The sequence below is a fragment of the Halobacillus sp. H74 genome, from assembly GCF_052246715.1.
Taxonomy (GTDB): domain Bacteria; phylum Bacillota; class Bacilli; order Bacillales; family Halobacillaceae; genus Halobacillus; species Halobacillus litoralis_A.
The window spans coordinates 51,322-69,725 of the sequence record NZ_JBQQCI010000003.1; the positions used below are offsets into that span (position 1 = coordinate 51,322).

At 41.2% G+C, this 18,404-nt stretch carries 18 protein-coding genes and 1 riboswitch; all 18 genes read left to right on the forward strand.

What is annotated here, in order from left to right:
- Nucleotides 1-30: 30 nt before the first annotated feature.
- Nucleotides 31-987, forward strand: coding sequence for a carbohydrate kinase family protein (locus tag ACTWPX_RS06745; protein ID WP_443119047.1), 957 nt, complete (start codon nt 31-33; stop codon nt 985-987).
- A 622-nt stretch (nt 988-1,609) separates the two neighbouring features.
- Nucleotides 1,610-1,799, forward strand: a riboswitch (cobalamin riboswitch).
- 133 nt (nt 1,800-1,932) lie between these two features.
- Nucleotides 1,933-2,934: a helical backbone metal receptor gene (locus ACTWPX_RS06750; RefSeq protein ID WP_443119048.1), complete on the forward strand. Its 1,002-nt coding sequence runs from the start codon at nt 1,933-1,935 to the stop codon at nt 2,932-2,934.
- Nucleotides 2,897-3,961 carry a FecCD family ABC transporter permease gene (locus ACTWPX_RS06755; protein WP_443119049.1) on the forward strand — a complete coding sequence of 355 codons (1,065 nt, stop codon included), beginning with the start codon at nt 2,897-2,899 and terminating at the stop codon, nt 3,959-3,961. Before ACTWPX_RS06750 ends, ACTWPX_RS06755 begins: the two co-directional genes overlap by 38 nt.
- Nucleotides 3,958-5,424 (forward strand): adenosylcobinamide amidohydrolase, encoded by a 1,467-nt coding sequence (locus ACTWPX_RS06760; RefSeq protein WP_443119050.1) that lies wholly within the window; start codon nt 3,958-3,960, stop codon nt 5,422-5,424. The genes ACTWPX_RS06755 and ACTWPX_RS06760 overlap by 4 nt, the downstream gene beginning before the upstream one ends.
- On the forward strand, nt 5,424-6,395 hold the full coding sequence (gene cbiB / locus ACTWPX_RS06765) for an adenosylcobinamide-phosphate synthase CbiB (RefSeq protein ID WP_443119051.1): 972 nt from the start codon (nt 5,424-5,426) through the stop codon (nt 6,393-6,395). The genes ACTWPX_RS06760 and cbiB overlap by 1 nt, the downstream gene beginning before the upstream one ends.
- Nucleotides 6,361-7,446 (forward strand): threonine-phosphate decarboxylase CobD, encoded by a 1,086-nt coding sequence (gene cobD / locus ACTWPX_RS06770; protein WP_443119052.1) that lies wholly within the window; start codon nt 6,361-6,363, stop codon nt 7,444-7,446. Before cbiB ends, cobD begins: the two co-directional genes overlap by 35 nt.
- Nucleotides 7,434-7,970 (forward strand): bifunctional adenosylcobinamide kinase/adenosylcobinamide-phosphate guanylyltransferase, encoded by a 537-nt coding sequence (locus ACTWPX_RS06775; RefSeq protein WP_443119053.1) that lies wholly within the window; start codon nt 7,434-7,436, stop codon nt 7,968-7,970. The genes cobD and ACTWPX_RS06775 overlap by 13 nt, the downstream gene beginning before the upstream one ends.
- Nucleotides 7,967-9,436: a cobyric acid synthase gene (locus tag ACTWPX_RS06780; protein ID WP_443119054.1), complete on the forward strand. Its 1,470-nt coding sequence runs from the start codon at nt 7,967-7,969 to the stop codon at nt 9,434-9,436. The genes ACTWPX_RS06775 and ACTWPX_RS06780 overlap by 4 nt, the downstream gene beginning before the upstream one ends.
- Complete coding sequence (locus tag ACTWPX_RS06785; RefSeq protein WP_443119055.1) at nt 9,433-10,227, forward strand: adenosylcobinamide-GDP ribazoletransferase; 795 nt, start codon at nt 9,433-9,435, stop codon at nt 10,225-10,227. Before ACTWPX_RS06780 ends, ACTWPX_RS06785 begins: the two co-directional genes overlap by 4 nt.
- Entirely contained in the window at nt 10,185-10,805 is a 621-nt protein-coding gene (locus ACTWPX_RS06790) for a histidine phosphatase family protein (protein ID WP_443119056.1), read from the forward strand. Before ACTWPX_RS06785 ends, ACTWPX_RS06790 begins: the two co-directional genes overlap by 43 nt.
- A complete protein-coding gene (locus ACTWPX_RS06795; protein ID WP_443119057.1) occupies nt 10,757-11,155 on the forward strand; it encodes a bifunctional adenosylcobinamide kinase/adenosylcobinamide-phosphate guanylyltransferase in 399 nt (132 codons plus the stop codon). The genes ACTWPX_RS06790 and ACTWPX_RS06795 overlap by 49 nt, the downstream gene beginning before the upstream one ends.
- 16 nt (nt 11,156-11,171) lie before the next feature.
- Nucleotides 11,172-11,762, forward strand: coding sequence for a cob(I)yrinic acid a,c-diamide adenosyltransferase (locus ACTWPX_RS06800; protein ID WP_443119058.1), 591 nt, complete (start codon nt 11,172-11,174; stop codon nt 11,760-11,762).
- The gene (locus ACTWPX_RS06805) at nt 11,759-12,238 is read left to right on the forward strand and encodes an ECF transporter S component (RefSeq protein ID WP_443119059.1); all 480 of its coding nucleotides are present in this window, start codon (nt 11,759-11,761) and stop codon (nt 12,236-12,238) included. The genes ACTWPX_RS06800 and ACTWPX_RS06805 overlap by 4 nt, the downstream gene beginning before the upstream one ends.
- Nucleotides 12,235-12,951, forward strand: coding sequence for an ATPase (locus ACTWPX_RS06810; protein WP_443119060.1), 717 nt, complete (start codon nt 12,235-12,237; stop codon nt 12,949-12,951). The genes ACTWPX_RS06805 and ACTWPX_RS06810 overlap by 4 nt, the downstream gene beginning before the upstream one ends.
- Nucleotides 12,952-14,089: 1,138 nt before the next feature.
- The gene (locus ACTWPX_RS06815; RefSeq protein ID WP_443119061.1) at nt 14,090-15,058 is read left to right on the forward strand and encodes a LacI family DNA-binding transcriptional regulator; all 969 of its coding nucleotides are present in this window, start codon (nt 14,090-14,092) and stop codon (nt 15,056-15,058) included.
- A gap of 203 nt (nt 15,059-15,261) precedes the next feature.
- Nucleotides 15,262-16,545, forward strand: coding sequence for an ABC transporter substrate-binding protein (locus ACTWPX_RS06820; protein WP_443119062.1), 1,284 nt, complete (start codon nt 15,262-15,264; stop codon nt 16,543-16,545).
- 59 nt (nt 16,546-16,604) lie between these two features.
- The gene (locus tag ACTWPX_RS06825) at nt 16,605-17,480 is read left to right on the forward strand and encodes a carbohydrate ABC transporter permease (protein ID WP_443119063.1); all 876 of its coding nucleotides are present in this window, start codon (nt 16,605-16,607) and stop codon (nt 17,478-17,480) included.
- A gap of 1 nt (nt 17,481) precedes the next feature.
- Nucleotides 17,482-18,324 carry a carbohydrate ABC transporter permease gene (locus ACTWPX_RS06830; protein WP_443119064.1) on the forward strand — a complete coding sequence of 281 codons (843 nt, stop codon included), beginning with the start codon at nt 17,482-17,484 and terminating at the stop codon, nt 18,322-18,324.
- Nucleotides 18,325-18,404: the final 80 nt, after the last annotated feature.

Genomic DNA, 18,404 nt, shown 5'->3' on the forward strand with positions numbered 1-18,404 from the left:
ATAGGGGGATGAAAAGGGGGAAGAGGTTAAATGTCATCAAGTACTTCAATTATTTGTATAGGAGAGCTGCTGGTTGACTTTATTTGTGATGATGTTGGTGTAGACTTAGTGGATGGTGTTAGTTATAAAAAGAGAGCGGGAGGAGCACCTGCAAATGTTTGTGCCACTATTTCGAAAATGGGTGGCGAGTCGATATTCTGTGGGAAAGTCGGAAATGACCCATTTGGTCATTTTTTAAAAGAATCTCTTGAAGATTCAAATGTCCATACCTCAATGGTCCAAATGGATGAGACAAACCAAACAACACTAGCTTTTGTTGCTCTCAAAGAAGATGGAGAAAGAGACTTTGTATTCAATCGTGGTGCAGATAGGTTTTTGACAGAAGAAGAGATTGATCTAGAGCAATTTAAAAATGCAGGAATCCTCCACTTTGGTTCAGCTACGGCTTTATTAGAAGAACCTCTTAAATCAACATACTTTAAACTTATGAGAGATTATAATGATGAGCACCATATCATCTCTTTTGATCCAAATTATCGACCAGATCTTTGGAGGGGAAGAGAATTAGAGTTTGTTACACTTGCAAGAAAAGCTATCTCTTGTGCACATTTCGTCAAAGTAAGTGAGGAAGAACTAAGATTGCTGACTGCTAAAGAAAATATACAAGACGGAGTAACAGAACTTCATCAACTAGGAGCCGATTTAGTTGCAGTCACCTTGGGTGAAAAAGGAACATTCATATCTAATAGAACAAATAATGGAATAGTTCCGAGTATTGAGATTAATTCTCTTGATTCGACAGGCGCTGGAGATGCATTTGTAGGAGCGTTCCTTTATCAGCTTTCCCTAGAAAAAGAGCCCCGGGAATTGTTTAATGATTATCAAAAAATTAAGAGCATGACTGCCTTTAGTAATAAGGTTGGTGCACTGGTTTGCAAAAGGTTAGGTGCTATTTCTGCTATTCCATCAATTGAGGAATTAGGTTGAATGAGATAGAGGATATATCGTTTAAGTTTTCGGTTTAATTCTTATAGAAAGAATCTAGATTAAATTCAATTTTCAAACTCGGTGCCGATTTATAGATTCTATCTTAGCTTACCCGGAATCTTCCGGTTTTCTAAGTAAATAAACACTTTATTACTCTTCAAGTCTAAGGATCATTTCCTTCGCATTTCCAGACTGATTACTTACTGGATTTTGACTGGATACTGTTCATAAAGTATTAAACCTTATTGTGTTTAATAAATTTATTCGCTAAGGGTAAACTTGCTATAACAAGGTTCTTCGCAACTTCATATTGTCCTTTTAACTAGGCGAGTGAATGGGCGGCATGATGTGATAACGCCCAACCCCTGATATGAAAAGGTTTTATAACCTTACAAAAGGTTTTGACTGGATTTTTCTCTAGAACAGCTAAAAGACTCCCTTAAGATAATCAATCTTAAGGGAGTCTTTTTTATGGATATTCTATCTTCCTTTTTTTGTTCATTACACTTTTTAGAACACACTACAGGAAATAGAGGTGCATACTTTTATTAAGGTGTAACCTTTCCCCATTTAGTTGAAAAGTGAGCAATTTCGGTCAATATCGTTTACAATGAAAAAGTAATTACATATTGGAAAAGTAGGCGCCGTTTTATTATTTCAATGGCTTAAAAGGGAAGTTGGTGCAAATCCAACACGGTCCCGCCACTGTGACAGGGAGTAACTTTGCTGGTCCACTTTGCTTATCAAGCATGGGAAGGGGCAAGGAAGCGATAATCTGGAGTCAGGAGACCTACCTGCTTTTTACACCAATTTAACCTACGCGGATAGGGAGGTGTGTCGAGAAAATTAGGAGCCCCTTTGTATGTATTGAGTTCCTGATAGTGCACATCTTTTTATCAAAAGATGTGTTTTTTTGTGTGCAAAAGACAAAAGGAGGAGTTAAATTTGAACCGAATTTGGAAGAAATTATTACCCTTATTTCTGGTTATAGGATTATTAGCCGGCTGTGCCTCTGGGGGGAATGAAGAAGCAAGCTCGACGAGTGATAACTCTCATGAAAAAAAAGAAGAACAGACAAATAGCGGAGAAGAAACAGATACATCTTATCCGTTAACCGTAACAGATGCATTGGATCATGAAGTGACGTTTAAGGAAGAACCTGAGAAAATTATCAGCACCATACCGAGTAATGGGGAGATTCTTTTCACATTAGGACTGGCTGAAGAAGTAGTCGGGGTAAGTGATTTTGCGAATTACCCCGATGAGGTGACGGAAAAGGAGAAGATTGGCGGGCAGGATTTAAATGTGGAGAAGATTCTCTCGTTAAAACCTGATTTAGTGTTGGCTCATGCATCAGGTGCGCATAACTCGGAACAAGCTTTAAAGCAGCTTCGTAATACTGGAGTGAAGGTGTTCGTTGTCCAGGATGCGACGTCTTTTGATGCAGTGTACGAGAGTATACAAACAATAGGGAGTATTACTGGAACCTCTGACAAAGCTGAAGAAATCGTGACTGGAATGAAAGAAGACTTAGAAGTGATCAAAGAGAAGGCCAGCGGAATAGCTGAAGAAGACAAGAAGAACGTATTTATCGAAGTGGCACCAGCCCCTGAAATCTATAGTGGCGGAAAAGGAACGTTCCTAAATGAAATGCTTCAAGCCATCAACGCGGATAACGTAGTCGGTGACCAAGAAGGTTGGTTCAAAATGAATAACGAGGCGATTGTTGAATTACAGCCAGAAGTTATTATTACAACGTATGGCTATTATACAGAGAACCCAAAGGAAAAGGTGTTGAGTCGTGATGGATGGGGTTCTGTTCCAGCTGTTGAAAAAGAGCAGGTCTATGATGTCCATTCGGATCTAGTCACACGTCCGGGGCCTCGTTTAGTTAAAGGGGTAAGGGAACTTGGAGAAGCTATCTATCCGGAAGTTTTCAGTGAATAAATCGTTTCAATATAGTGCTAGCTTATTAGTTTTAGTGTTTTGTATTTTTCTAGGAACATCGATAGGAAGCGTATCGATCTCATTTGAGGTTATTGCTCGCATTATAGGTGAACAATTGCTTCCTTTTTTACATATCACAGAAGGCATCGATGACATGCAGAAAGCGATCATTCTTAAAATCCGACTGCCTAGAGTGATTCTGGCTGTGCTTGTTGGCGGGGCATTGGCCATAGCAGGTGCAGCCTTTCAAGGACTGTTGAAAAACCCACTAGCTGATCCTTATACACTGGGAGTTTCTTCTGGTGCCTCAGTCGGAGCTGTGGCTGTGCTGTTTTTAGGAATCACTCTTCCCTTTGCAGGCGGATTTACCTTGCCGGCTGTAAGCATTTTAGCTGCGATAGCAACGATTGTTCTTGTCGTCAGCTTTACTAGATTAGTCGACCGTTCCATGTCAATGACGTCGATTATTTTAACCGGGATCATCTTCAGTTCCTTCTTAGGGTCACTGATCTCGTTAATGATTTCACTGACGGGAGAAGAGCTCAGGCAAATTGTGAACTGGCTTTTAGGAAGTGTGGGAATGCGCGGATGGGACTATGTTTATCTGATGCTTCCATTCTTCGTGGTGGGAGTCCTTCTTCTGATGGTAACAGGGCAAGAATTGAATGCAATGACATTTGGAGAAGAACGCGCCAAGCAGTTAGGTGTCAATGTAGAACGTCAGAAGTATATGGTTTTAATCGGTGCATCGATTTTAACAGGGGCAGCAGTCGCTGTTTCCGGAACAATAGGATTTGTCGGACTAGTTATTCCTCATATTTGTCGGAAACTTTTCGGAAGTGACCATCGTCATTTGATTCCGCTTTGTATCTTAAACGGCAGTACCTTTTTAATCTTGGCTGATCTATTTGCTCGTACGATCATATCTCCATCGGAAATGCCGATAGGAGTTGTGACAGCCTTAATTGGAGCCCCGATGTTTGCCATCATTTTAGTTAGACGACGGAGAGGAGGACAATCGGAATGATTGAGGTCAATCATCTTTACGCGGGCTATGAAAAAGATATTTTACGCGATGTTTCCTTTTTGGTTCAAAAAGGAGAAGTATTGGGCATCATCGGTCCTAATGGGAGCGGGAAAACAACTCTTTTAAAAGCTTTAAATCAAACTCTTTCTAAAGTACGTGGGGAAATTCTCATTGATGGACGTGCGGCAGATGCTTTGACGTCTAAGGAAATGGCCAGGGAAATGGCCGTCCTCCCACAACATCATCAACTATCCTTTTCCTTCAGTGTCGAGCAGACGGTATTAATGGGGCGGTACCCTTATCAGAAAGGGCTATTTAAACAGTGGAAGGTTGAGGATTACAACATTGTAGATAAAGTGATGGAGCAAACAGGTATAAAGCGATTTCGTAATAAATTACTGCTATCTTTGAGTGGCGGGGAACGACAGCGAGTATTCCTGGCCCAGGCGCTGGCCCAACAGCCTCAAATCCTGTTATTGGACGAGCCGACCAATCATTTGGATTTCAGTTATCAAAAAAACATGTTAGACGCGTTAAAGGAGATGTCCATTCAAGGAGGCCTGACAGTCATTGCGATTTTCCACGACTTGAATCTGGCCAGCCTGTATAGTGATCGACTCCTGCTTTTAGAAGAGGGGCGAGTAAGAGCGTTACATACCCCGGAAAAAGTATTGGAGGGGACTCAGTTATCTGAAGTTTACCAGTCGAGCATTAACGTTCATGCTCACCCTTATTTCTCTAAACCTCTCACGAATGTCGTACCTTCTTATACAGGTAACATAGAAAAAGTAAGTGTAGACCCCAACTATCTTGATATCTGTTCTGATCGAGTTTATTACCATAGTCCATCACCCTTGAAATGTTATTCTTCTGCAGTATTGCACCCAGGATTCGGATGGTACCGCCATTTTATCAATCTTCATGTCGACCAGTCATTTAATTGTGAAAATCCTGTTGCGTACCTCGAAGATTATGCGGATGAACAAGGCTATCAGACATATGAGACGCTAGGAATGATGACCGCAGCGATGGTCGAAGATGTCTGTGATAAAGTCATAGAGGGTGACGGATTCCGAGTGCTCGTAGTAGTGACAGCAGGTACAAGCAATGCCGTAGATGTGATCCACGCAAATCAGCATATTCAACAAGCTGTACCAGGAACGATCAACACGTGGATTTTCGTAGATGGTGATTTGTCAGAGCAGGCTTACGTGCAATCGGTGATGACAGCAACAGAGGCTAAGGTGAAAGCAATGGTGGAGCTTAATATTCGGGATGCTGTATCTGGGACGCTTGCGACCGGAACATCGACGGACAGTACATTAATCGGAAGCACCCAGCAAGGTAAGAGACTAGAATATGGTGGTTCCATTTCTCCTTTAGGAAGGGTGATAGGCAGGGCTGTGTTTGACACGACAAAGCTTGCGATTGAACGCTATTTAAAACGACGAGGTGAGGCCTGATGCTATCTCACTTGATTGCCATTACGCTTGCATATGGATTAGATCGATTGTTTGGTGATCCAAAAGGCATACCTCACCCAGTCATAGGAATAGGGAAACTGATATCGTATTTAGAAAAAGTTTGGAACCAAGGGGGAGGCAGAATAGTCAAAGGTGGATTTATGGCTGTTCTCGTCATCGGAATCTGTTTTTTCAGTAGTTTTGTGATGATTGAGCAGTTATTCGATTGGAATCACTATGCAGCAATTGGATTGGAAGCTGTACTCATTTGGACGACCATTGCTGAAAAAGGACTTCGTCAAGCTGCAATGGAAGTGTATCGTCCATTAAAGAAAGGGGACCTTCCGAGAGCGAGAAAGTATTTATCCTATATCGTCGGGCGTGACACCGATCATTTAGAAGAGCCTCAGATTGTAAGAGGGACAGTAGAAACAGTGGCAGAGAACATTAGTGATGGGGTAACAGCCCCGCTATTTTATGCCCTGATCGGAGGAGCCCCTCTCGCCATTGCCTATCGCGCAATCAACACCTGTGATTCCATGGTGGGCTACAGAAATGAGCGTTTTAAGGATTTTGGGTTTGTCTCTGCCAAATTGGATGATCTTTTTAACTTGATTCCAAGTCGGCTAACTGCTTTTGTGATGATTCTTTTTTCATCTTTTTCTATAAAAGAAAAACAGAAGCTGTTTCAGGAACTTCTCGTGCAGGCGCGGCGTCATCCAAGCCCAAACAGCGGTTGGGGAGAAGCGGCGGCTGCTTTACTTCTGGAGGTGCAATTAGGGGGGATAAATTATTATTTTGGCGAAAAATCAGAACGACCGAAGATTGGAAAAGCCTTGAGATCCCCAGCTGCTTATCATATCGAACAGGTGAACCATCTTTTAGCTATTACGGTCTGGATGTGGATGTTATTACTATGGTTAGGAGGAATCGGAATTGAATTGGCCATCACATGGAGCGAATCCAACTAAACTTTATAAAAAAATGAATGCGGAACCACCAACGTCGTTGCTTGATTTCAGCGTAAATACCAATCCATTTGGTTCGCCGGAGGGATTAAAATCCCATTTAGAAAAAATTCTCGGAAAAATTCATAGTTACCCTGACCCAGACAGTGAGCGCTTGCATCAAAGACTAGCCGAACACCATGAGGTGTCGTTAGACAATGTGTTGCTAGGCAATGGTGCATCCGAACTGATATATCTATTTGCTCAATTATGGCAAGGCAAGCATATAGGGATTGTCCAGCCGACATTTTCTGAGTACCAAAAGGCGTGTCAAGCCTATGGATGCACGATTTATCCGATCATGTTAGAAGAGCAGCATCAGTTTGCCTTACACCAATCGGATTATGAATCCTATTTGGAGAAGATTGACGTCCTCATTCTATGTCATCCAAATAATCCGACAGGAGCCATGTACCATCCACTCGTCTTACGGGATCTGATCTGCCAGTGTGAACAAAAAGGAATCGTTGTATTGATAGACGAAGCCTTCCACGACTTTGTGATAGATGAATCGTTCTATTCTCCGAGTGTTTTGGAAAACTCAAATGTCATTCTCCTTCGATCACTGACGAAAATGTTTGCTATTCCTGGTTTGCGACTCGGATATGTGCTGGGGGATCCCTCCCTGATCAAACAGATGAAAACGTACCAGCCAACTTGGAGTGTCAATGCATTTGCTGAAGAGGCGGGATTGTATTGTTTAGATGCCTCTGGTTTCCAACAACAGACTGCAGAAGCGATTTCTGTTGAGAAGCATTCTCTTTTTCCGAAGCTTAAAGAGCTGGGGTATCAGCCTATGAGGACCCAAACCAATTACTTTTTAATGAAGGATCCCTTTCATGAAGATACGAAGCAGATGATTGAGTTTTTACTGAAGAATGGGGTCATCGTAAGGCATACCTATAATTTTCCCTCTCTTGATGGAAGGTTTGTGCGGTTAGCGATTAAACGAACAGAGGAGAATGAACGCCTCTTATCCTCTCTCGAAAGGTGGAGTTCTCTATGCTTACCCTGATCATCGGCGGCGTACGAAGCGGAAAAAGTACATATGCAGAAAAGCTTGCTGTCCATTCCCAGACCGACTCTCTTTACTACATAGCTACGAGCGTCAATACAGATGAAGAAATGAATGAACGGATTATAAAGCATAAGAAGGCACGAAAAGAGGCTCCGCAGCAATGGATCGTATTTGAGCGTCCTACTCGTCCATCCTCTATCAAACTTCAGCAAAGGGGAACAGTTTTGCTTGATTGTGTCACGACATGGACAGCCAACGAATGGATGGAGAAAATAGAATCGGAAACGATGGATGAACTGGTTACACGAATGGTGACAGAGGTCGAGAAAATGATGCAGAGTACTGAACATCTTATCTTAGTATCAAATGATCTGTTCTCGGATGCAATGAAATTTGAACCAGCGATTCAAGAATTTCTGCAGTTAATAGGGAAGCTTCATCAACAACTCGTGAAAAAATCCGATCGTGCTGTGAAGATGGAGTTTAGCTATCCGCAAATCAAGAAAGGAAGAATTCTATGAAAGGAATCATGGTCCAGGGAACGGCATCCAATGTCGGGAAAAGTTTAGTCGTTACGGCCATCTGCCGCTGGCTGACGAATCAAGGATATCGTGTCGCTCCATTCAAGTCCCAGAACATGTCCAACAACTCGTACGTAACAGAAGCTGGAACAGAAATCGGACGGGCGCAGGGGGTACAGGCGGAAGCTTGTAAAACGATCGCCTTGCCCGAAATGAATCCCATTCTGTTAAAACCGAAAAATGATCAGACATCAGAAGTCATTTGCCTTGGAAAATCAGTAGAATCGTGTTCTGGAAAAGAATACCGGACGTATTTCTATGAGGCAGGAAAAAAGGTCATCGAAGAAAGTCTTGCCCAATTAGAAAAACACTTTGACTTTATCGTCATCGAAGGAGCAGGGAGTCCGGTTGAAGTGAACTTGAATGATCGGGAGCTTGTGAACATGGCTGTGGCAGATATCGCTGATATGCCTGTCATTCTTGTTGCAGATATCGATCGAGGTGGCGTATTTGCATCAATTGTCGGGACTCTTCAGCTCTTACCGGAAGCTGATCGAAGGAGAGTAAAAGGGATTATAATTAATAAATTCCGCGGGGATCCCGAGTTGTTTAACGATGGTGTTGACTGGCTAGAGCGGTACACAGGGATCCCCGTACTCGGTGTTCTTCCCTATACCGATCATGAAATTGAGGCGGAGGATTCGTTGTCCATCAGGGAAAACAAAGTTTCTTCAGCAGCCAACCCCTTAGACATTGCTGTTGTTGTATTTCCGTATCTATCAAACTTTACAGATGTCGACCCGTTTTATCAGGAGGAAGATGTAAGCATCCGTTATGTTTCTCGAAAAGAAGAATTAGGTAGACCAGATGCTATGATCCTGCCAGGCACGAGGAGTACGATAGATGATTTAGAGGAAATAAGGAATCGCGGAATTGAAGAGAAGCTTCTCGCCTATATTCGCGAAGGCGGAACGGTTGCGGGGATTTGTGGAGGATATCAAGTGCTCACCGAACAATTTATAGAAGGAGATAAGGTGATGAGTGGTATGGGGATATTTCCTATCACCACTATTTTTCAAGAGGCGAAGAAGACTCGGCGAATCAAAGGTACTGTTCATTCAAGGAGCGGCTTCCCGTCTAGTAAAGTAGAAGGGTATGAAATTCATCATGGTGACATGAAGAGTGAGAAGGGAGACCTTATCCCTTTGTTTTATCTTGAAAATGAAGAGGAAGGAGCTGTTCTTGACGGTGGGAGGATCATTGGAACTCACCTCCATCATGTCTTTCACAATGAACAATTTCGAAAAGAATGGCTAAACCGATTAAGAATCAAAAAAGACCTTCCCATACCAGCTGCTGCATTGCCAAATAAGGATCCATATGATCAGCTGGCTGAAATGTTTGAGAGCGAAGTAGACACAGATACTATCTTTTCCCTCGTTAATAATGAGGAATTTTCAAAATGAAACTATATATACAGGGGTTGATTCTAGCTATTCAATTTTTCTCGGTATTCCCAGTCAAACAGGTAATTCCTATGGAAAAAAAGCAGCTGAGAGGAGCGATCATCAGTTTGCCGTGGGTGGGTATAATGATAGGTGTTTTCCCTCTTATGTCAGCCTGGGTTTTCCTTGAATATACGCCAATGTCTACGTTTGGTGCAGCGGGGCTCACTATGGCATTCTCCATTATCGGAAGCGGAGGAATTCATTTAGATGGATGGATGGATACGAGCGATGCGTATTTTTCCTATCAACCAAAAGAAAAGCGGCTTGCTATTATGGAAGATCCTCGGACAGGCGCGTTTGGGGTTATTTCTGTCATAGGCCTTCTGTTCCTTCGATTTATCTTTATTCATGAGATGCTGGTCGTTTCCTTTTTCACGTTTGCGTTCGGAGTGCTAGCCGTCCCGTTTCTATCCCGGCTGGTGCTTGTATTTCATTTTGCCTGGACACCCTTAGCAAAAGAAAAAGGGCTGAGTCATTGGTTTGCTTCAGCTTATTCAGTAGGTGTGCTCTGGGCAAATTTAGGTAACTTCATTGTTTTGGGAGCTGTAGCAGTCCTGATTGACACGGACCTTCTGTATATGCTTGCCTTCTTATTTATAGCTGCAGCAGGCCTTTATACAATGAGTCGTTCAATAGCCCTCCAGTCATTTGGCGGAATGACTGGAGATGTACTTGGAGCAACAGTAGAAGGAGGCGAAACCTTTTTATGGATCGTGTTGTGGATTTCTACCTTATTCGTCATGGGCTGACAGAAGGAAATATAAGAAAACAGTATATCGGATGGAGTGATCTTCCTCTTCACCCGGATGGGGTGGAAGCTTTACACATCACTCGTTCCCTCATCCCTAACGTTGATATGGTGTGGACAAGCGATTTAGTCAGATGTGTCGACACGGCAGCCCAACTTTTTCCTGAGAAGAAAGCAAGGAGAACGCAATTGCTGCGTGAAATTCACTTTGGGGATTGGGAAAAGCACACTTACGAAGACTTAAAGAACAATGCTTTATATCGGAAGTGGGTATCAGAACCTGCTTCGACGGCACCTCCAAGAGGAGAGCGTTATCAAGTGTTCCAGACAAGGGTAGAACATTGGCTCTTTCGTTTTTTCTCCGAACTGGAGGAGCATCAAGATCGGAAAAACATAGCTGTCATCACCCATGGAGGGGTAATACGAGAGCTTATGCGTTGGCTCTATGGGGGCTCAAAACCTATCTGGAATTGGAACGCTCATCCTGGAGGGGGCTACCATCTTCAGATGAAACAAGGGAGGGATCAAACATGGACTTTGTTACAGGCGGAGCTTATAACGGTAAAAGTGAATGGGTAAGAGAGAAACTTCTTGAAAGAGAGAATGAAGTGACATGGATAGATTTAGCTAATGAAAAAATCTCCATTCCAGGGGCAAGCATACTAGTAGTAGAGAATATAGAATATATGGTAAAAGAAAATGAGGTAGCCAGTGCTATAGAGGAATTGGAAGAGATTTTGCATTGGGAAAAAGGAGAAGGTGGTCGTCTGGCAGTCTTGATCGGAAGTGATACAACAAAGGGGATTGTTCCTCTTGAACGATCAGATCGGGAGTGGCGTGATCGAACGGGATTTCTATTCCAAACGGTGATGAAGCAGGCAGATAGTGCTTATCTCATTTGGTTTGGGTTAGGCGAAAAATTAAAATAACAGGGAGGAATACGTAATGAGACTTTATACAAAAACGGGAGATAAGGGACAGACGAGTGTGATCGGTGGCCGTGTAGACAAAGATGATGTTCGTGTTGAAGCGTATGGCACGGTTGATGAAGCAAATAGTTTTGTCGGAAAAGCCCGAACAGAGTTAAACCTGTCAAACGAAAAATTGAAGCAATTGGATCAAGAACTGGAGCGAATTCAGCATGAACTCTTTGACTGCGGTGGGGATTTAGCCAATAAAAAATCGAACAGGAAGCTTAAACTAGAGGAAAAAAGCATTCTATGGCTAGAAGAACGAATGGATGCTTATATTAAAGAAACGCCTGGATTAAAGCGATTCATTCTTCCAGGAGGATCCGACGCCGCAGCGACCATTCATATTGCGCGAACCGTTACAAGGAGAGCGGAGCGCCTTGTTGTTTCTTTGAAAAAAATAGAAGAGGCACCTGAAGTATGTTTAAGGTATTTGAATCGACTATCCGATTACTTCTTCGCTGTGAGTCGCTATATCAATTATGTCAATGGCCATTCTGATGTAGAATACATACGAAGTGAAGAAGTTTTCCGCGGTAAAACAAAGAAAAAGGATAAGCAATGAAGCATTTTGTACTCATGGCTTTGTTTGTCTCTCTTTCAGCAGTCGGAAGCTTTATCAAAATCCCTGTCGGCCTTGGAAGTGTTGCCCTCGATGCTGCCCCTGCCTTGGCTGCATCCATCATCCTAGGGTCGTTAGGGGGAGCCGTAGTTGGAGGCCTTGGACATTTTTTGTCTGCCTTAACAGGGGGGTTCCCACTGGGGATTTTCCACCTTTTAATTGCCGGGGGAATGGCGCTTCTTTACGCTGGTTTCTCTTATCTTTACTCAATTCAGAAATGGATCGGATTGATTTTCTTCTGGGTGGGAAACAGCCTCTTGCTGCCTCTTCCTTTTTACTTTTTGATGAGTGCACCTTTTTACTATACTCTAGTTCCAGCGCTTCTAATTGGATCGTTGATCAACTTAATTCTGTTTATGGTTGTCGTTCCAAAACTCAGCATGTTGATTAGATCTACTCAAAAGGTGGTGAAACCGTGAGAGACGTCTGTTATGTTTCCGTTGATAAGACTTATGACCTCGTAATTACCTCAGATAATGCGGCTAACATCGGGGAGAAAGAGGGCGATCAAATCCGGGCTCCTTACAGCTTAGTAGCAGAGTCATTATTCCGCGTCGCCTTCATGGAAAATCGAGCTGTTGGTGCTCAACCTTTAACGGTTGTCTTATATAATTTTTCAGATGAGTACGTCTGGGAAGAATGGGTTCAAACAATTAAGAAGCAGTTGAACTCGCTGGGGTTTGATGTACCAATTACAGGGAGTACCGAATCCAACTTCCCATTACCTCAGTCGGCTTTTGGTTTATCCATTATCGGAAAAGTAGAAAAACGAAAAATAAAGGACAGGAAGACCCCTGAAGGCGCAAGGTTCGCCGTGATTGGGGACCCCCTTGTAGGAGAAGAAGTAATTGCACACCAAGAGCGTATGGTACCGTTGTCTACGTTCGAACAGGTGGTGCACCATAATGGTGTCTATGAAGTCTTGCCGGTTGGTTCAAAAGGGATTGAAAAGGAAATAAGACTGTTGCTTCAAATCAATGGTCTTTCTACATCAATTCAGTCGAATTGTGATATAGATCTACATAAACCAGCTGGTCCTTCCACATGCTTTATTATTACCTATGAAGAGGGTGAGGAAGCAGACATTCGGACATTGACAGGAGATCTTTTTCATTCCTTAACTACTTTGTAAAACAAGTCTGAAGAGTGGGTGTTGAATATCTGGGTTTGGATCGAGCAAATAAGCCCGTTACCTACATTAGTATTGAAAGTACATTATAAATATAGGTGTGAGTAAAGATTTAAAGGAGGCGCCCTATGAAAAACAGAGATTGGGAAATTCTCTCCACTCTACAAAAAGAACAAAGCTTATCTCGTGCTGCCAACAGGAGATGTAGAGATTCACAATAAAAATACCAAAAAACATAAAGTACACGATTTGATTCTGGATATTGATTATGTGTTTCAAAACCCTGCCTGTCAATTGTTCAGGATGAGATTGAATTTGGATTGAAGAATAGAGGATAATGCTGGTTTTAAATCCAAAGATTATCTTATTGGATGAATCAACGACAGGATGAACAAAGTTTGAAATCGCTCCTGGCATTAATACCTGAAAGTGTTTATTTAAAAGGGTAGCATATAGGACTAATTAATTAGGGTAACTACAACAGCCTTCTCAGTTGTAGGTCGTTTTGGGGCTGGTTTGAGGTGTTACTTCCTACTGGATATTGACTGGATTTTCTTTATTAATACTGATATCTTATTTAATCTCATACTAATATCGTGAAGATGTAAAACTGATTATATAGAGGTTTTTACATCTTATCTATTATTATTTAGTTAATACAGTGAATGGGCGGCATGATGTAATAACGCCCAAAACCCTTTAGTGAAGGGGTTTGTAGCCTTGTTAACCTCTTAAATGACATACCTTTTGCCATTCAAAATTAAATATAGGTTTTAATTAGCCTCTCAACAAAACTGTTGAGAGGCTTTTTGTTTTGTTCGAAGTAGTTTTATGTTTGTCTAGCGGTTTAAAGGGAGGGAGACATCTGCCTTTCCATTGCTTGAAGTAGCGCATTCTTAGGAGAAGTTTTGTCTATAGGAATGGGTAAATATATTTAAAGTAGTATAAGTGCAAAAATAGAATTTTTCATTCGAAACCACAGTCTGACTGTATGTATTTCTCTAATAAAGTAAATCATTAAGCGTTTTCAAAACTTTTATGGTACAGTGTAAATGGTTTACTCTTTTATAAAATCAAAGAAAATCTGATGTGGTATAATCATCTATCACACTAATAAGGTTGAAAATGGAGGCTATAAATCGTGAAACCTAAAATTGAAGATGTAGCTAAGGTTGCAGGTGTTTCTCCCACTACGGTTTCAAGAGTGATGAATAACCGTGGATATATTGGTGAAGAGACGCGAAAAAAAGTCCATAAAGCAATGGAACAGTTAAATTACTACCCAAATGAGGTTGCGCGTTCACTTTTTATTAAAAAGACATTTCTTATCGGCTTGATCTTTCCTACAACGAGTAATCCCTTCTATGGTCAATTAATCTTCCATTTAGAAAATATTGCTGCCTCCATGGGCTACAAGGTACTCTTGTGTAACAGTCAAGGAAGAGAAGACAAAGAGAAAGAATACATAAGGATGCTTCAGAGGAATCAAGTGGACGGAATCATTGCCGGAGCTCATAATAAGGGGATTGAAGAATACGAGGATCCTAAGCTCCCTGTAGTCGGTATTGATCGCTATTTATCTAAGAAAATTCCTGTGGTTTCAAGCGATAACTACTCAGGCGGGAAAACAGCCACACAGTTGCTGATCAATAGAGGTTGTAAGCATGTCGTTCACATCAATGGACCGAGTTCACTGGAAACACCAGCTAATTTAAGGCGCAAAGCTTATGAAAAAGTTATGGAAGATCATAATTTAGAATCTAAGACGTATGAATACGAATCTCAAGACTCAGTGATTAAACAGTTATTTGATGAAAATCCCAATGTAGATGGAATTTTTGCGAGTGATGACATGATCGCTTCTTTAGTCATCCGTGAGACCAAGCGGCGGGGTATGAGCATACCTGAAGACCTCAAAGTCATTGGATATGACGGGACAGAAACGACGCAATTGCTTCTGCCTGAACTAAGTACGATTGAACAACCGATCAAAGACATTGCCCAAAAAGCGTTAGAAATACTAGTGAAGCAAATAGATGGAGAAGAAAACATTCCAAAAGAAACGATTTTACCGGTGAAGTTAATAGAAAGTGATACAACCAAAAGGTAAGTGGATGTTTTCTCCCCCTCCACTTTTATAAAAAAGAAAGAAATTTATTTTTTTGAAAATTAATGTCAACCGGTTGACATATGAAACCGGTTGACATACCATAATACGTGAAGGCGGTTTCATAGAAGATCTTCGTTGCTCGTATCCGTTTGGTTTATGGTTGAATCATTACTTTTTATTTTCAAGAGGGAGGAAATAGAATCATGAGAAAACTTTTATTGTTGATGGTTTGTGTATTTGCTGGGTTTGTAATGACAGCCTGTAGTGAAGAAGAAACTTCAGGGGAAGGGCCAAATGAAGTTTCGCTATGGGTGCATACATCTAAGGAAACCGCAGAAGGTAAAGCAATGCAGAATATCATCGATCGCTTCAATGAGAAGAACGAAGAAGGGTACAAGGCTTCTATTGAATTCATTCCTAGAAGTGGTAGCGGCGGTGGATATGAGGATAAGATTAACGCAGCTTTAACTACTGATACATTACCAGATGTCTTGACGTTAGATGGTCCAAACACAGCAGCATACGCGAAGTCGAAGATTATTGCACCTATAGGGGACTACATTAGTAATAAAGATGATTTATTACCTAGTATCATTCAGCAAGGAACTTATGAAGATAAAATGTATGCGGTAGGGTATTCTGAGTCGAGTGTCGGTATCTTCTACAATAAGAAAATGTTGAAAGACGCAGGTGTCGATTTGTCTACATTACCAACTGTTGATGAACCTTGGGATTGGAATCAATTCATGGAATTATGTGACAAGCTTGTTAAAGAGTATGATCAGCCTGCAGTTGATATGGGATTGGATGATCAAAGCGAGTGGTTGATGTACGCATTTTCTCCTTTCGTATGGTCAAATGGCGGAAAAATCGTTTCGGATGACAAAACCCAGGCCACTGGTGTATTTAATGAAGAGAAAAATGTAGAAACAATGAATTTCATCCAGGATATGGTGGAAAAAGGCTATACCACTAAAACTCCTGTCGAAAAGGCGTTCCAGACAGGGAAGTATCCAATGAAATTTACAGGATCTTGGACGATTGCTGAAATGGAAAACAGTTATCCAGATGTTGAATATGGAGTCATGCCTTACCCAACATCTCCTGAAACCAATGAACTCGTTTCTCCTTCTGGGTCCTGGCAGTACGCGATGTCATCTACAACAGAGAAGAAGGATGCAGCAGGTGCATTAATTGACTTCATGACATCCACTGAGTCTTTGACAGAAATTTCCTTAGCAAACAGTGTGCTTCCAGCAGCTAAATCGGTAATAGACAATGTCGAGGATAAAGTATCACCACAAATGAATGTCCTTATCCAGCAAAACGCGAAATCGGCTCATGCTAGACCAGTTTTACCGGAATATCCAAAAGTAAGCAGAACGTTCCAACAAACAATCAGTGACTTAACCTATTTTGAAGAGAATAGTAATATCCAAACTCTATTGGATGCAAAGGCCGAGGAAATCGATAAAGCATTAAAATAAAAGATTGGTAATCCGACTTGGTATTTCCAAGTCGGATTATTTTAAAAGGGGACCTCAGGATGAAGAAATTCAATGTAAGGGATAATCTAACGGCCTATTCATTTTTAACTCCAGCTTTAATTTTAATGGGCCTGTTTTTAATACTTCCTGCAGTTATGGCGATTTATTATGCGTTTACTGATTACTATTTATTAACACCAGATGAGAAAACGTTCGTCGGTTTGGAAAATTTCATTCAATTATTTAAAGATCCAGTCTTCATACAAAGTATGAAAAATATAGGAATATTTGTCCTTTGTGTCATTCCAATACAAGTAGGAGCTGCTCTTGGACTTGCACTATTGATCAATAAAAACAGAAAAGGAAACATATTTTTCAAGGTTGCTTATTTCGCACCAGTGGTATTATCGCTAGTTGTTATTTCTGTGCTTTGGTTATATTTACTTAATCCATCAGAAGGTTTGATTAATATTCTATTAGCGAAAGTCGGCATTGAACCACAGCCATTTCTAACAAGTCCCGATCAAGCACTTTATACAATTGTGTTTGTGTCAGCATGGCAAGGCGCTGGGTACCAGATGTTAATATTCCTTGCTGGATTGCAAAACATCCCCAGCAGTGTGTATGAAGCCAGTAAAATTGATGGGGCAAATAAATGGCAGAATTTCATTCATATTACGCTGCCACTGTTAAAACCTACTACATTATTAATTATGATTACTACCTTTATTGCAGCCTTTAAGTTGATCATACAGCCGATGGTTATGACGCAAGGAGGGCCGATGAATTCTACAATGACACCCGTCTACTACATCTATCAATCTGGGTTTTCAGATCGATTGATCGGTTATGCTAGTGCGATGACTGTCGTCTTTGGAATTGTAATCGGAATTGTCACGCTCATTCAAAGTAAATTATCTGGGGAGGAGGATTAATATGAAGAAACCATTTAGAAGAATAGTAGAATATTCATTCTTGATTTTACTGGCCTGTATTTTTATTTTTCCATTGATCTGGATGGTGGCATCTTCCATGAAGCCTGAAGCTGATATTTATGTTGATATGGGCAGTATCCAATCACTCCTGCCAGCTTTGAATCCATCAGAATGGTTCCAAACCTATCAGGAATTATTTTCTAGATTTGAGGTCCTGAAATATGTCTTCAACAGTATTATTTATGCAGTAGTGGTCACCGGTGGCTCTATTGTGGTAAACGCTATGGCCGGGTATGCTTTTGCCAGATTTAATTTTAGTGGCAAGAAGTTACTTTTCGGACTGTTGTTATCACTGATGATTGTACCGGTTGAAACGTTGATCATTACACAGTTTACCATTATCCATGATTTAGGAATCGTAAATACGAGATTAGCTGTAGTACTTCCAATGATAGCCAATATGCTTTACATCTATTTATTTAGGAATTTCTTTAAGGCTGTACCGGAAGAAATCGTAGAGTCGGTCAAATTAGACGGAGCAAATTATTGGACGATATTTTGGAGGATCATCCTTCCTATGTCAAAGCCTGCTATTGCAACGGTCGGAACCTTATCTTTTATTGCGAGCTGGAACGATTACTTATGGCCATTAATGGTATTGACCGATACGGAAAAGTTCCCTTTACAAGTAGCAATTACAAACATTAATTCAACACCTCCTGTGTATACCAATCAGGTAATGGCGATTCTTACTCTATCAACCATTCCGTTAATCATTGTTTATATCGTGGCGCAAAAATACTTGCTTCAAGGAATGGGCGGTTCAGGGACAGGAATTAAATAACAGGTACAAGACTCTACTAATAACAGCACCTTTTGTCTTTTATAGATAAGTAAGGGAATATTATGAATCTATTGGAGGAT